This is a genomic window from Ensifer sp. ENS02 (assembly GCF_014851885.1).
Taxonomy (GTDB): Bacteria; Pseudomonadota; Alphaproteobacteria; order Rhizobiales; family Rhizobiaceae; genus Ensifer; species Ensifer adhaerens.
Genome location: NZ_JACVAO010000010.1, coordinates 176,300 through 189,127, shown reverse-complemented (window position 1 = coordinate 189,127; position 12,828 = coordinate 176,300). Strand labels below are relative to the sequence as shown.

Below are 12,828 nucleotides of genomic sequence, written 5' to 3'. Positions count from 1 at the left end.
CGTGGCGCGCAATGCATTCCCCCTTGCAGGCGAACGCGTCTCCCTACTGTTCACTTGTCCCACAGCGCGGGCCGGCTCCCCCCCGCCCCGCGCGTGGTGGCTCTCCTACTCGCCGTAGGGGATCCAGATGTTCTTGACGTCCGTCGCGCGGCGCAGATAGGCCGGGCCTTCTGCCGCCTCGCGATCGAGCCAGTTCATCGCCTTTCCGTAGTCGACAAAGGTGCGCTTCAGGTTGCCGACCGAGAGCCTCTCCACGAGGGTCGAAAGTTCCGCCGAGCCGAAAGCCCAGAGCGCATCGACGTCGTTGTGGCTTGCGAGCGTCTTTGCCAGTTCGATCGTCGAACCGGTGACGATGTTGACGACACCGGCCGGGACGTCTGATGTTTCGAGCACCGTATAGAAATCGGTGGCCGCCAGCGGATGCTGTTCGCTCGGCACCACGACGACACGGTTGCCGGTGGCGATCAGCGGCGCGACCAGGCTGATCATAGCGAGCAGCGGCGCTTCCGGCGGGCAAACGACGCCGACGACGCCGATCGCCTCGGGGATCGCAAGTGCTACGCCGCGAAGCGGCGGCTGGTGGATCGCGCCTTCGTACTTGTCGGCCCAGGCGCCATAGGTGAAGAGGCGTGCGATCGAGGCTTCGACTTCCGCCTTGGCGTTGGCCGCAGACGCGCCGGTCATGTCGGCGATCCGATCGGCGAATTCGCCCGCACGGCCACTCAGGTTTTCGGCGATGTAGTAGAGGATCTGCGCGCGGTTGTGCGTCGTTGCCGACGACCAGCCGGATGCGGCTTGCGCTGCGACGACTGCGTTGCGGATGTCCTTGCGGTTGCCCTCGCCGACCTCGCCAAGCACCTTGCCCTTGGGCGAGAGCACGTTGCGGTTATAGTTGCCATCCGGCCGTGCCTGCTTGCCGCCAATGAAAAGCTTGGCGGTACGGTCGACGTCAGGCATGGCGAAATCGCCAGCCACGGGCTTCAATGCCGGTTCGACGGCGGCGGGACGCAGCTTGCGGCCGGCCCAAGCTTTCGGCTTCAGATATTCGTAGCAGCCCTCGCGACCACCCTCGCGGCCGAAGCCGGATTCGCGCTTGCCGCCGAAACCGGCAGACGCATCGAAGAGGTTAGTCGCATTGACCCAAACCACACCGGCGACGAGCTTGGCCGCGACATGCAATGCCAGGCCGATCGTCTCGCTCCAGACGCTGGCGGCAAGGCCGTAGCGCGTATGGTTGGCAAGCTGGATCGCCTCTTCCGGGGTGCGGAAGGTCATGGAGACGGCGACGGGGCCGAAGATCTCTTCCGTCGCAACGATCGAGGTCGGCTGCACGCCGGTGAGCAGGGTCGGCGGATAGAAGCTGCCGCCCTTCGGCAGTTCGATCTTCGGCTGATGCAGCGCTGCTCCTTCGGAGACGCCCTTGGCGACCAGGTCTTCGATCCGCTGCAACTGCACCGGCGCGACGATTGCCGCCATGTCGATCGCCTTGTCGAGCGGATGGCCGACGCGCAGCGTCTGCATGCGGCGCTTCAGGCGCTCGTAGAACAGCGGTGCCACGCCTTCCTGCACGAGGATGCGCGAGCCGGCGCAGCAAACCTGGCCCTGGTTGAACCAGATGGCGTCAACCACGCCTTCGACGGCGCCGTCGATATCAGCGTCGTCGAAGACGATGAAGGGTGACTTGCCGCCGAGTTCGAGCGTCAGCGACTTGCCGGTGCCGGCGGTGCGCTCACGGATGAGGCGGCCGACTTCGGTCGAGCCGGTAAAAGCGATCTTGTCGATGTCCGCATGCTCGACAATAAGCGCGCCGGTTTCACCTTCGCCGGTAACGACGTTGAGCACGCCGGCCGGAAGACCTGCTGCAGCGGCCAGTTCGGCAAAGAGCAGCGCCGTCAGCGGCGTGAATTCCGCCGGTTTCAGGATCACGGTGTTACCGAGCGCCAGAGCGGGCGCGACCTTCCAGGCGAGCATCAGGAACGGGAAGTTCCAGGGAATGACCTGGCCGACGACGCCGACCGGAACCTGATCGGCAAATTCGGTTTCCTGCAGCTGCGCCCAGCCGGCATGGTGATAGAAGTGGCGGGCGGCCAGCGGCACGTCGATGTCGCGGGTTTCGCGGATCGGCTTGCCGTTGTCGATCGCCTCGACCACGGCGATCAGGCGCGCGTGGCGCTGGATCATGCGAGCGAGCGCATAGAGATGGCGGGCGCGGGCATGGCCCGGCAGCTTCGCCCAGGCGGCTTGCGCCTTGCGGGCAGCGGCGACGGCGTCGTCAACATCCTTGGCACCGCCGAGCGCGATCTTGGCGAGCAGCTTGCCGGTTGCCGGCTCGTTCGTCTCGAAGGTCTTGCCGGACGCGGAAGCGACGAAGGCGCCGTTGATGAAGTGGCCGAATTCGCCCTTGTGGCGCGCCAGCCACTGGCGGGCTTCCGTGTCGGCTTCCGGTGCTGGACCATAGGACATTTCGTCAAAATACCTTGCGACAGTCATCGGGATCATCCAATCGGGTGACGGTTGAGGGCCGAGTAGGCGCCGGTAACGTGGTGTTCGAGCTGGCGCTCGATATCGGCAAGCAGGCTCGATGCGCCGATGCGGAAGAGATCCGGCTCGAGCCATTCGCGCCCGAGCTCGTCCTTCATCAGGAACTGGTAGTTCAAGATGTCCTTCGCCGCAGAAATGCCGCCGGCCGGCTTGTAGCCGACCTTGAGGCCGGTCTGCTCCTGATAGGCCCTAATCATGCGCAGCATGATGAGCGTCACCAGCAGCGTCGCGTTGACGCCTTCCTTGCCGGTCGAGGTCTTGATGAAGTCGGCACCGGCCATCATGCAAACGAGCGAGGCGCGCGCGACGTTGCGCAGCGTCTTCAGGTCGCCGGTCGCAAGAATCGCCTTCACATGGGCATCACCGCAGGCGGCACGGAAATCGCGCATCTCGTCGTAGAGCGCCTGCCAATTGCCGGTCAGCACATGCTCGCGGGTAATGACGATGTCGATTTCCTTGGCGCCATCGGCGACAGAGGCTTCGATCTCGCGCAGCTTCACATCATGCGGGATGAGGCCGGCCGGAAATCCGGTGGAGACGGCAGCAACAGGGATACCGGACCCTTCGAGCGCCTCAACGGCGGTCGAGACGAAGCGATGATAGACGCAGACAGCGCCCGTCGTGATGCCGCGACCGCCCATGCCGAGCGCGTCGAGCAGATCCTGGCGCACCGGTTGGCGCGCCTTGGCGCAGAGCCGCTTGACGCGCTCCATCGTGTCGTCGCCATTGAGCGTCGTGAGGTCGATGCAGGTAACAGCCTTCAAGAGCCAGGCGGCCTGCGCGTCCTTCTTCACCGTGCGGCGACCGGGCAGCGTCGCAACGCGACGCTCGGCGGCCGACAGATTGACACGCTGGTCCAGCACCCAGCCAAGATCGAGATCGATGCCGTTGTTGCGCGGCCAGTTATGGCCCGCCGCCGGAGAATGCGCGGCCTTCGGCGCGCCAGTTTTCACAGCAAGGTCTTCCAAGCGATGGCTCCTTGAACTCCCTGTCACGACCAGCCGCACTCGAGCACAGCCGCCGAGAACTCATTTTTGTTATTTTTCTATCGAATTTTTGTGACTATTCCATCAAGAACAGAGAGTGTCAAGCGAGACACCGCCGTTTTGACGATTTCGTAATATTTTTGCGGATGCCGCCTTCACAGGCCCGGCAGCTGCGTTTCGCCCTCTTCGGTGATGATAGAGCGAAAAACGCCGATTGGCGCGAAAAAAGCCGGCTTCAGCTTGCCGATCTTGCTGAGGTCGACGACCAGATGGCTCTCGCGCGCCAGCGAGATGACCTTCTGCTTCACCGACACTTCGTGGAAATGCACGCAGGTCGCACCACGCGCCGGATCGATGCCGGCGGCCGACAGGAATGCGACGTTGATGCCGAGCGAATCGAGAGTCTCCAGACCGGAGTTGCCGGAAAAAGACGCAGACGAAGGGTGATAGACGCCACCAAGCATGACGATCCGGACATTCGGCTTATGGGTCAGCTTCTCCGCCACGTTCAGAGAATAACACACTGCTGTTATTGAATAATTCTCGGGAACGAGGTCGACGAGATATTCGAGTGTGGTGCCGCAATCGATGAAGATCGTCTCGTCCGGGCGGATATGGCGCGCCGCGTGGACACAGGCCTCGCGCTTGGCGGCAGCGTGGCTGTCGGCCTCGCGTGCCAGCTCGTAGGGCGCATCGCCTTCGATCTCCGACGCCGGCACGATATGTCCGCCGAGAAAAGCAAACTGTCCGGGATTGTCGGCAACGTCACGACGGATCGTCATTTCAGAGACGCCGAGCAGGGCCGCGGCGTCGCGCAAGTGCAAGACTCTCCGTCCTGAAAGGGCATCGGCGAGCTGGATGATGCGGGCTGTCTTGCGGCTGACCATAATTTCTTTCGTGTCCGACGAGTTCTGCAGCCGTTCATGGCGTGAACAGGTTTTGTGAAAAATATCACAAACCCTCTCCCCCAAGCAAGAGGAGTCACATTGATTGAAAGCGACCTGATCGCGGCCGGGGAGCCGATCGCCAAAAATGACAACGGCGGACCAACCGGCCCGCCGCTCCACTGTCGTCATATCAATCGGCGTGAAGAAGCGGACGAGGCGCTATCACGCGCTGATCGGAGCCGCTCGGTCGGAAAGCCAGCCCACCGTCTCCGGTTCAAGCAAGCCGTCCAGTTCCTGCGCGACGCGACGGTGATAGGCATCGATCCAGGTCCGCTCGGCCGCCGTCAGCAAGCCGAAATCGGCCAGCCGCAGATCGATCGGCACCAGCGTCAGGCTGCGGAAGCTCAGGAAACCGTCGCCGTCGTCGACCACCTCCACCTGGTTTTCGATGCGGATGCCGTAGGCGCCGGCCTTGTAGTAGCCCGGCTCGATCGTCGTCACCATGCCCGGCTTCAGCTCGATCTCGTTGACGCGGCGATCGAAGCGCTGCGGCTGTTCGTGGACCGAGAGAAAGTGACCGACCCCATGGCCGGTGCCGTGGTCATAGTCGAGACCAAGATCCCAGAGCGGGCGGCGGGCAAAAGCGTCGAGCTGGTGGCCGAAACTTCCCCTGGGGAATTTCAGCGATGCCATGGAGATCAACCCCTTAAGGACGGCCGTGTAGGCCCGCCGGATCTCGTCGCTGACCGGACCGATCGCCGTCGTGCGCGTGGCATCGGTGGTGCCGGTCAGATACTGCCCGCCAGAATCGAGCAGATAGACACCGTCCTTGCGGATCAGCCCGTTGCTCGCCTCGGTGGCTGCGTAGTGACACATGGCGGCATGACCGCCGGCTGCCGAAATCGAGCGGAAGCTCGGCTCGACGAAACTTTCGGCCATCTGGCGATAGGCGAGGATACGCTCTTCCGCTTCCAGTTCGGTCACCGGTTTGCCGCTCGCCTCCCGTTCGGCGGCGTGCCGCTCGAGCCAGGCAAAGAAGCGAACCCAGGCGGCGCCGTCCAGACGGTGACAATCGCGGAAGCCCGAGAGCTCGGTCGTGTTCTTGTGCATCTTGGCGAGCGTGATCGGGCTCTTCGCGAGCTGCACGGTGCCGCCTGCGGCGCGTGTGGCATGGGCCGTGGCCGACGGGGCAAATCCGGGATCGATCAGCGCCGTGCGTCCGGCCGCCATCGCCCTGACGCGGTCGAGCAACTTGCCAGGCTCGGCAATGGCAACATCGTCAAGCTCGAAGTCCGAGAGGTCGTTCGGAAGCTTGCGATGATCGACCAGCCATTCCGTTTGCCCGGCGCGGTCGAAGATCAGGAAGGACTGCGGCATCGGGTTGAAGGCGACGTCGCGGCCGCGGACATTGAGGAACCACGCGATATTGTCCGGCTGCGCCTCGATCAAAAGATCGGCCCCCTGCTCCGCCAGCATGGCGGCGATGCGGCGCCTCTTCTCTCCAACACTTTCGCCGGCATTGGCGACCGGGAAGGCGGTAATCTTGCCGAGCGGTTTTTCCGGCTGGTCGGTCCAGATCGCGTCGACAAGATCCCCGTCGACAGGCGTCCAGACGCCACCCGCCAGCTCGACCGAGCGGCTGCAATCCGCATCCCAGGTGGACGGCAGCAGCATCGCATTGAAGCCGACGCGTTCGCCGTTGCGCAGATTGTTCTTCAGCCAATCCTTGAGCGGTGCATCATAGAAGTGTTCGATCGCGAAGGTGCCGAGATCCACTTCGTCGCGCACCTGCACCTGATAGCGACCATCGACGAAGATTGCGGCGCGGTCGCGCATGACGATCGCCACGCCGGCCGAGCCAGTGAAGCCGGTGACAAAGGCCAGTCGATGGTCGTGTGGCGCGCAGTATTCGCCCTGATGTTCGTCGAAGCGCGGCACGACGTAGCCGTCGAGCCCCGCTTCCGCAAGTTTGCGCCGCAGCGCGCCGATGCGGCCGGAGATATCCGGCCTTGCTCTCGTATCCATGATGTCTTTCCTATCGAGTGGAGTTTGAGGCGCCGCCGATCGTCTCGGCGAAATGGCAGGCGGTCATGCCCGATCCGACCGGGCGCAACGCCGGCTTTTCGCGGCGGCAGCGTTCGGTCGCGTGCGGGCAGCGCACGTGGAAGGGGCAGCCGGGCGGGATGGCGAGCGGGCTCGGCAGCTCACCCGACAGTGCCGGCGTGCGACGCCTGGCGCCCGGGTCAAGCGACGGTGCGGCAGCAAGCAGTCCCTTGGAATAGGGATGCATCGGCTTCGAAAACAGCGCCTCCGACGGGCCGATTTCGACGATGGCGCCGAGATAGATGACGGCGACGCGGTGCGAGACATGGCGTACGAGACGAAGGTCGTGGGCAACGAACAGCACTGTCAGCCCCAACTCGTCCTGAAGCTCGATCAGGAGATTGACGACCTGCGCCTGCACCGAAACGTCGAGCGCGGAAACGAGTTCGTCGGCGACCAGGCAAGTCGGTTCCAGCGACAGCGCCCGCGCAATGCCGATGCGCTGGCGCTGGCCGCCGGAGAACTCGTGCGGGAACTTATCCGCGGCCCCTTCGGGCAGCCGCACCAGATCCAGCAGCTCGTCGACGCGACGATCGATCGCCGCTCCATCGCGCATGCGATGCACCGTGATCGCCTCTCGCAAGGTATCGCGCACGGTCATGCGGGGGTTAAGCGAGGTATAGGGGTCCTGAAACATCATCTGGACGCGCCGGTTATAGGCGCGCCGCCGTGCCCCCTTGAGGCCGACGACGCTCTCGCCCTCGAACAAGATATCGCCTGATGTCGGCCGGTGCAGGCCGGCGATCAGGCGCGCAAGCGTGGACTTGCCGCAGCCGGATTCGCCGACGATCCCGAGCGTCTCGCCGGGCATCACTTCTAGGTCGATGCCGTTGACCGCCGAGACGACCTGCTGCGGGCGGCGGGCGAGCGTGTCGGAAAGCGAGCGCCGTTTCTCGAACTGGATCGACAGCGCACGCAGCGAAAGCAAAGGCGTTGTGCTTGCTGAAGTGGGCATGATCATTGCGCCGCCTCCCGCGGTCCGAAATGCGCTTGGGCATCTTCAAGATGATGGCAGGCAACGAGCCGCGACGAACCGATCGCTTCGAGCGCTGGCCGAATGTCAGGACATTCGCGTCCTGCGACCGGGCAGCGGGCGCTGAAGGCGCAGCCGCCTGGAAGCGCGTTCAACGCCGGCGGCGCGCCGGGGATCGAATAGAGCGGCGTTCGCGGCGCAACGTCGCGCGGGATCGAGCGCAACAACCCCAAGGAATAGGGATGGCGCGCGTCGGCGATCACATCCGTCGTCGTACCGACTTCGCAAAGCCTGCCACCATACATGACGGCCACGCGATCGCAGGTCTCGGCGACGACACCCATGTCATGGGTGACGAGGATCACCGCCATGCCGAGATCGCGGCTCAGCGACTGGATGAGCCTGAGGATCTGGTCCTGGATGGTGACATCGAGCGCCGTCGTCGGCTCGTCGGCCAACAGCAGCTTCGGATTGGAGGCAAGCGCAATGGCGATCATCACCCGCTGGCGCATACCGCCGGAGAACTCGTGCGGGAAATCGTCGAGACGATTGCGGGCGCCGGGGATGCCGACGAGATCGAGCAGTTCGATCGCGCGTGCCTTCCGCGCTTTTGCGTCGAGGTTCGTATGCGCCACGAGGTTTTCCTGGATCTGCAGGCCGACCGTCAGCAGTGGATTGAGCGACGACATCGGCTCCTGGAAGATCATCGCGATCTCGCGGCCGCGGATGCGCCGGAGACGCGCCTCGTCGAGCGGAACGAGGTCGCGGCCGTTCCAGAGGATTTCGCCGGCGACCCGGCCGCGCGGCCGGATGATGCCGAGGATCGAGCGCAGCGTGATGCTCTTGCCCGAGCCGGATTCGCCGACCAGCCCAAGGATCTCGCCCTGCCCCACCTGGAACGAGACGTCGTCCACCGCGACCAGTGGGCGATCTTGCGGGCCGAACTCGGTTCGAAGGTGCCTGACGTCGAGCACGACCGGTTTTTCTGTGCTTTTCATCTCAGCGCCCCTTCGGCCGAAGCAGATCGGCCAGCGCGTCGCCGACGAGGCTGAAGCCGAGCCCGGTCAGAACGATGGCGATGCCGGGCATCAGGCTCATCCACCAGGCCGTCATCAGGAAGTTGCGGCCCTCGGCGATCAAGACGCCCCATTCGGCAGCCGGCGGCTGTGCGCCGAGGCCGAGATAGCCGAGCGACGAGCCGAGCAGGATCGCGAGCGCCATATCGGTCATCCAGTAGACGAGGATCGGCGAGATCGCGTTCGGCAGCAGATGGCGGAAGATGATGCGGCGATCGGAGTAGCCGAGAACCCGGCCGGCGGCGGCATAGTCGTTGGCCTTCTGCGCCATGATTTCGGCGCGCGTCAGCCGGGCGTAATAGACCCAGTTCACCGCGGTGATCGCCACATACATGTTGACGAGGCCAGGCCCCAGCACCGCGACGATCGCGATCACCAGCACCAGGAAGGGAAAGGTGATGATCGCGTCGACGCAACGGCCGAAGATCACGTCGGCAATGCCGCCGTAGTAACCGACGAAGGCGCCAACGGTGAGGCCGATTAAAAGCGCGAAGATCGTCGCGAAGAAGGCCATCTGCATGTCGACGCGATAGGCCCAGATGACGCGCGAGAGCACATCGCGGCCGAAATTGTCGGTGCCGAAGGGATGCGCAAGGCTCGGCCCCTGCTGGATCGCCTGAAGGTCGAAGGCAAGCGGGTCGTAAGGAGCAAAGAGCTGAGGGAACACCGCAAGCGCCAGCGACAGGCCGAGAATGACAATGCCGATCACGAAAGAAGGACGGGCGAAGGCGCGTGCCAGAAAGGCGGCGAGCCGTCCCCGCGTCCGCGAATGGGTGAGAGTCAGGACCGTCATGATTGGCGAAGCCTCGGATCGAGCCAGGATTGCACGACATCCGTCAAGAGGAAGACGACGGAGACGAGCACGGCGAAGGTGAGCGTCAGGCCCTGGATCAGCGGATAGTCGCGGGCAAAAATCGCCTCCAGCATCAGCCGGCCGACACCAGGAATGGCAAAAACCGTCTCGGTCACCAGCGTGCCGCTCATCAGGTTGCCGATCGACAACCCCAGCAGAGTGACCGTCGAAACGAGCGCATTGCGCAACACGTGCCGGGTCATGATGATACGCGGCGAAAGCCCCTTGGCCCGCGCGAACTGCACATAGTCGGCGTCGAGCACCTCGATCAGCGAGGCGCGCAGATTGCGCAGGATGATCGCCGACGTATAGAGCGCGACGCTGAGCGCGGGCAGGATCAGGTGATAGAGATTGGCGAAAAAGGTCTTGCCGTAGCCGCCGACCGGAAACCAGCGCAACTGCGCCGCAAGCACGGTGAGCAGCAGGAGCCCGATGTAAAAGACGGGCATGGAAAGACCGACCTGAAAGACGCTGCGGATGGCAACATCGACAGGGCTGTTGACGCGCGCTGCCGCGAGGAAGGCGAGCGGCCCGGCGAGGAACACAGCAAGCACGACCGCATAGAGCGCCAGGAAGATCGTCGTCGGCAACCGGCTGAGAATGACCTCGGTCACCGGCGCCTTCAACATGATCGAGCGGCCGAGATCGCCGGCCAGCGTGTTCTTGACGAAGACGAGGAACTGCACCGGCAACGGCTCATCGAGACCGAGATTGTGCCGGATCTGTTCAAGCTGCGCATCGGTCGCCTTGGCCTCGGCCATGGCGATGGCCGGATCTCCCGGCAAAAGGCGCACGAGCAGGAAGATGAAGATCATCACCAACAGGAACGTCGGGATGATCTGCAGCAGCCGTGCAACGAGATAGGAAAGTGAGGGCATGGTTCCAACCTTCAACGGAGAACCGGGCGGCTTGCCGCCCGGCTTTCGCAGATCCTTCCGCTATCAGTCGGCGCGCCAGGCTTCAGAGAAGTCATTGGCGCCGAGCGGCGTCTGGACGTAGCCTTCGATCGATTTCGAGACGGCGACGGCAAACGGCGTTTCGAACAGGAAGAGCAACGGTGCCTCGGCCGCGTAGATCTCCTGCATGCGCTTGTATTCGTCCTTGCGCTTGGCCGGATCGGTCTCGACGTTGGAGGCCTCGAACAGCGTGTTGAATTCCTGGTTGTTCCAGCCGGTGCCGACGGCCTGACGCTGCTTGTAATAGCCGAGCCAGCCGGTCACCTGCGCCGGGTCGTTGACGTCGTTCGCCCAGCCATAGGAGTGGATGTCGAAATCGCCGGACCGGTTCTTCTCGCCGCGGGTCGGGTTGTCGACCTGCTCGACCTTGAGGTTGACGCCGAGTGGCGCCCACATCTGCTGAAGTGCGGTAAACAATGTTGCGTCGTCGGCACTGCCGGCAAGCGTGGTGAGCTTAACCTCGAAGCCGCCGCTGAGGCCGGCTTCCGACAGCAACTGCTTGGCCTTTTCCGGATCGTAGGGGTAAAGCGGCGCCGGACCGTAATGCAGCTGCGTCGCAGCCGACATCAGCGAGGTCATCGGCTTGCCGGTATCGAAGGTCACGAGCTTGATCAGCACGCTCTTGTCGGTCGCATAGTTCAGCGCCTGGCGCACCTTGACGTCGGCAAGCGGGTTCTTCGCGCCGTCCTTCTTTGCCTCGCGCGTATTGATCGGCGCGTAGACGATGCGGGTCGAGGGGAAGAGCTCCATCTTGAGGTTCGGATCGGCGCCGAGCTCGCCGACACGGGCAAACGGAATGAACTCGGCGGCGTCGACTTCGCCGGCCTGAAGCTTGAGGATGCGGGTCGCGTCATCTGGAATGACGAGGAATTCCACCCGGTCGAGATAGGGCAGCGGCTTGCCGTCTTCGCCCTGGCGCCAGTAGTTCGGGTTGCGTTCGAAGCTCATGCTCGAGCCCTGCACATGGCTCTTCATGACGAAGGGCCCCGATGTCACCGGACCAGCCGAGAAGAAGGCGCGCGCCTTTTCCTGGTCGGTCGCGCCGGCCGCCTTTTCGAAGGCTGCCTTTGGCATGATGCCGGTGTTGAAAGTTGCAAGGATCGAGATGATCGTCGGGTCGGGATTTTTCAGCGACACAGTGATCTTGTTGCCATCGGCCGTGACCGCTTCGACTGCGCCGAGCAGCCCCGCCCAGGGGCCGAGTTCGGCATTGCGTGCCCGATCCAGCGAGAAGACGACGTCGGCGCCGGTAAGGTCGGAGCCGTCGGAAAACTTGAGGCCGCTTCGAAGCGTCAGGGTGATGGTCTTGCCATCTGCCGAAACCTCGTGAGCCTCGGCGAGACCCGGCACGATCGAACCATCAGGACCGTTGCGGAGCAGCGTTTCGTAGAGACCGTTCACCATCCAGAGATCGGGATTGCGGTCGGCGTAAACGGGATCGATGACGGTCGAGTCGTCGTAGCGGGCGAATGTCATCGCGCCACCGCGTTCGATCGCAAACGCCGAGGTGGCCGCAAGCAGACCCAGCGTCGTGCCGAGCAGAATAGGCAATATAGGTTTCATCTCACTCCTCCTTTTGACTGCAGCCGACATCGATCGCGCGCTGAACACGCTTATTGGATATTGGATCCAATTTTTCTTAGTGTTTTTTGCCGCCGACGGATTGCCGCGAAGACGTTCTTGTAGTTCCCCTTTTCAAGAAGGCTGGCATACGATCTGATCGGCTTGCCGAACCAACTTTAGCTGGACTAAAGTACATCGATAGACGTGAGTCAAGCGGAAAGAAAGTCATGCCACTGAAGATCGAAGAGGCGCCCGGAGCCCATGAAGGCGCCTCCCTCCCCGAAGCCTCGACACCCGCCTCGCTCGGGCAAATGCTCAGAGCCCGCCGCAAGGAAATCGGCAAGACCATGAAGGACGTGGCGCGCGAGGCGGGGCTGACGGAAGGCTTCATCAGCCAGATCGAGCGCGGCATTTCCACCCCGTCGCTAATCTCGCTGTACAACGTCGCCAATGCGCTCGGCACCAGCGTCGACACCTTCCTGTCGCAGCCGCCGCAGCATTCGCATTCGATGGTCTCGCACGCAGGGGAACGCCCCGGCTACAATGTCGAGACCAAGGAGCGCGTCTACGAACTGATCGAACGCGGCTTTCCGGGCGCGGCGCTCAACGGCTGCATCACCCATATGCCGCCGGGCTATGCGTCGGAACTGACCAGCCACGAGGGCGAGGACTTCCTTTACCTGATCGAGGGCGAGATGCTCTACCAGATCGATGGCAAGGACTATCTGCTGAAGGCCGGCGACACGCTGCACTTCCCCGCCTCGCTGCCGCACCGCGCCCGCAATGTCGGCGCGGGACCGGCCCGCGAACTCTGGGTCGGCACCACCCGGATCATCAAGGAAGACTGAACCGGCAGAACAATCCAAAGGCCTGGGCCGAAAGGTACGGGC

At 63.6% G+C, this 12,828-nt stretch carries 10 protein-coding genes; 1 reads left to right on the top strand and 9 read right to left on the bottom strand.

What is annotated here, in order from left to right; translation table 11 throughout:
• Positions 1-105: 105 nt before the first annotated feature.
• The 9 genes from IB262_RS22345 to IB262_RS22305 all read right to left on the bottom strand — a co-directional run bounded on the left by IB262_RS22345 (position 106) and on the right by IB262_RS22305 (position 11,938).
• Entirely contained in the window at positions 106-2,490 is a 2,385-nt protein-coding gene (locus IB262_RS22345) for an aldehyde dehydrogenase family protein (RefSeq protein WP_192493789.1), read from the bottom strand.
• A 5-nt stretch (positions 2,491-2,495) separates the two neighbouring features.
• On the bottom strand, positions 2,496-3,509 hold the full coding sequence (gene deoC / locus IB262_RS22340) for a deoxyribose-phosphate aldolase (protein WP_112772145.1): 1,014 nt from the start codon (positions 3,507-3,509) through the stop codon (positions 2,496-2,498).
• Positions 3,510-3,682: 173 nt separating this feature from the next.
• On the bottom strand, positions 3,683-4,414 hold the full coding sequence (locus tag IB262_RS22335) for a DeoR family transcriptional regulator (protein WP_034799429.1): 732 nt from the start codon (positions 4,412-4,414) through the stop codon (positions 3,683-3,685).
• A gap of 222 nt (positions 4,415-4,636) precedes the next feature.
• Positions 4,637-6,439 carry an aminopeptidase P family protein gene (locus IB262_RS22330; protein ID WP_192493788.1) on the bottom strand — a complete coding sequence of 601 codons (1,803 nt, stop codon included), beginning with the start codon at positions 6,437-6,439 and terminating at the stop codon, positions 4,637-4,639.
• Between the two features lie 10 nt (positions 6,440-6,449).
• Positions 6,450-7,478 (bottom strand): oligopeptide/dipeptide ABC transporter ATP-binding protein, encoded by a 1,029-nt coding sequence (locus IB262_RS22325; RefSeq protein WP_034799423.1) that lies wholly within the window; start codon positions 7,476-7,478, stop codon positions 6,450-6,452.
• Positions 7,475-8,488, bottom strand: coding sequence for an ABC transporter ATP-binding protein (locus IB262_RS22320; RefSeq protein ID WP_034799420.1), 1,014 nt, complete (start codon positions 8,486-8,488; stop codon positions 7,475-7,477). The genes IB262_RS22325 and IB262_RS22320 overlap by 4 nt, the downstream gene beginning before the upstream one ends.
• A 1-nt stretch (position 8,489) precedes the next feature.
• Positions 8,490-9,359, bottom strand: a complete 870-nt coding sequence (locus tag IB262_RS22315; RefSeq protein WP_034799417.1) for an ABC transporter permease — start codon at positions 9,357-9,359, stop codon at positions 8,490-8,492.
• The gene (locus tag IB262_RS22310; protein WP_034799415.1) at positions 9,356-10,297 is read right to left on the bottom strand and encodes an ABC transporter permease; all 942 of its coding nucleotides are present in this window, start codon (positions 10,295-10,297) and stop codon (positions 9,356-9,358) included. The genes IB262_RS22315 and IB262_RS22310 overlap by 4 nt, the downstream gene beginning before the upstream one ends.
• Positions 10,298-10,360: 63 nt before the next feature.
• Positions 10,361-11,938, bottom strand: coding sequence for an ABC transporter substrate-binding protein (locus IB262_RS22305; RefSeq protein ID WP_090426529.1), 1,578 nt, complete (start codon positions 11,936-11,938; stop codon positions 10,361-10,363).
• Between the two features lie 227 nt (positions 11,939-12,165).
• Between IB262_RS22305 and IB262_RS22300 the strand changes: the two genes are divergently transcribed.
• Positions 12,166-12,786 (top strand): cupin domain-containing protein, encoded by a 621-nt coding sequence (locus tag IB262_RS22300; RefSeq protein ID WP_082566307.1) that lies wholly within the window; start codon positions 12,166-12,168, stop codon positions 12,784-12,786.
• The last annotated feature ends 42 nt before the right edge of the window (positions 12,787-12,828 follow it).

Coding starts and splice junctions, on each gene's coding strand:
- IB262_RS22345 (WP_192493789.1), bottom strand. CDS start 2,490: ATGACTGTCGCAAGGTATTTTGACGAAATGTCCTATGGTCCAGCACCG.
- IB262_RS22335 (WP_034799429.1), bottom strand. CDS start 4,414: ATGGTCAGCCGCAAGACAGCCCGCATCATCCAGCTCGCCGATGCCCTT.
- IB262_RS22330 (WP_192493788.1), bottom strand. CDS start 6,439: ATGGATACGAGAGCAAGGCCGGATATCTCCGGCCGCATCGGCGCGCTG.
- IB262_RS22325 (WP_034799423.1), bottom strand. CDS start 7,478: ATGATCATGCCCACTTCAGCAAGCACAACGCCTTTGCTTTCGCTGCGT.
- IB262_RS22320 (WP_034799420.1), bottom strand. CDS start 8,488: ATGAAAAGCACAGAAAAACCGGTCGTGCTCGACGTCAGGCACCTTCGA.
- IB262_RS22315 (WP_034799417.1), bottom strand. CDS start 9,359: ATGACGGTCCTGACTCTCACCCATTCGCGGACGCGGGGACGGCTCGCC.
- IB262_RS22310 (WP_034799415.1), bottom strand. CDS start 10,297: ATGCCCTCACTTTCCTATCTCGTTGCACGGCTGCTGCAGATCATCCCG.
- IB262_RS22305 (WP_090426529.1), bottom strand. CDS start 11,938: ATGAAACCTATATTGCCTATTCTGCTCGGCACGACGCTGGGTCTGCTT.
- IB262_RS22300 (WP_082566307.1), top strand. CDS start 12,166: ATGCCACTGAAGATCGAAGAGGCGCCCGGAGCCCATGAAGGCGCCTCC.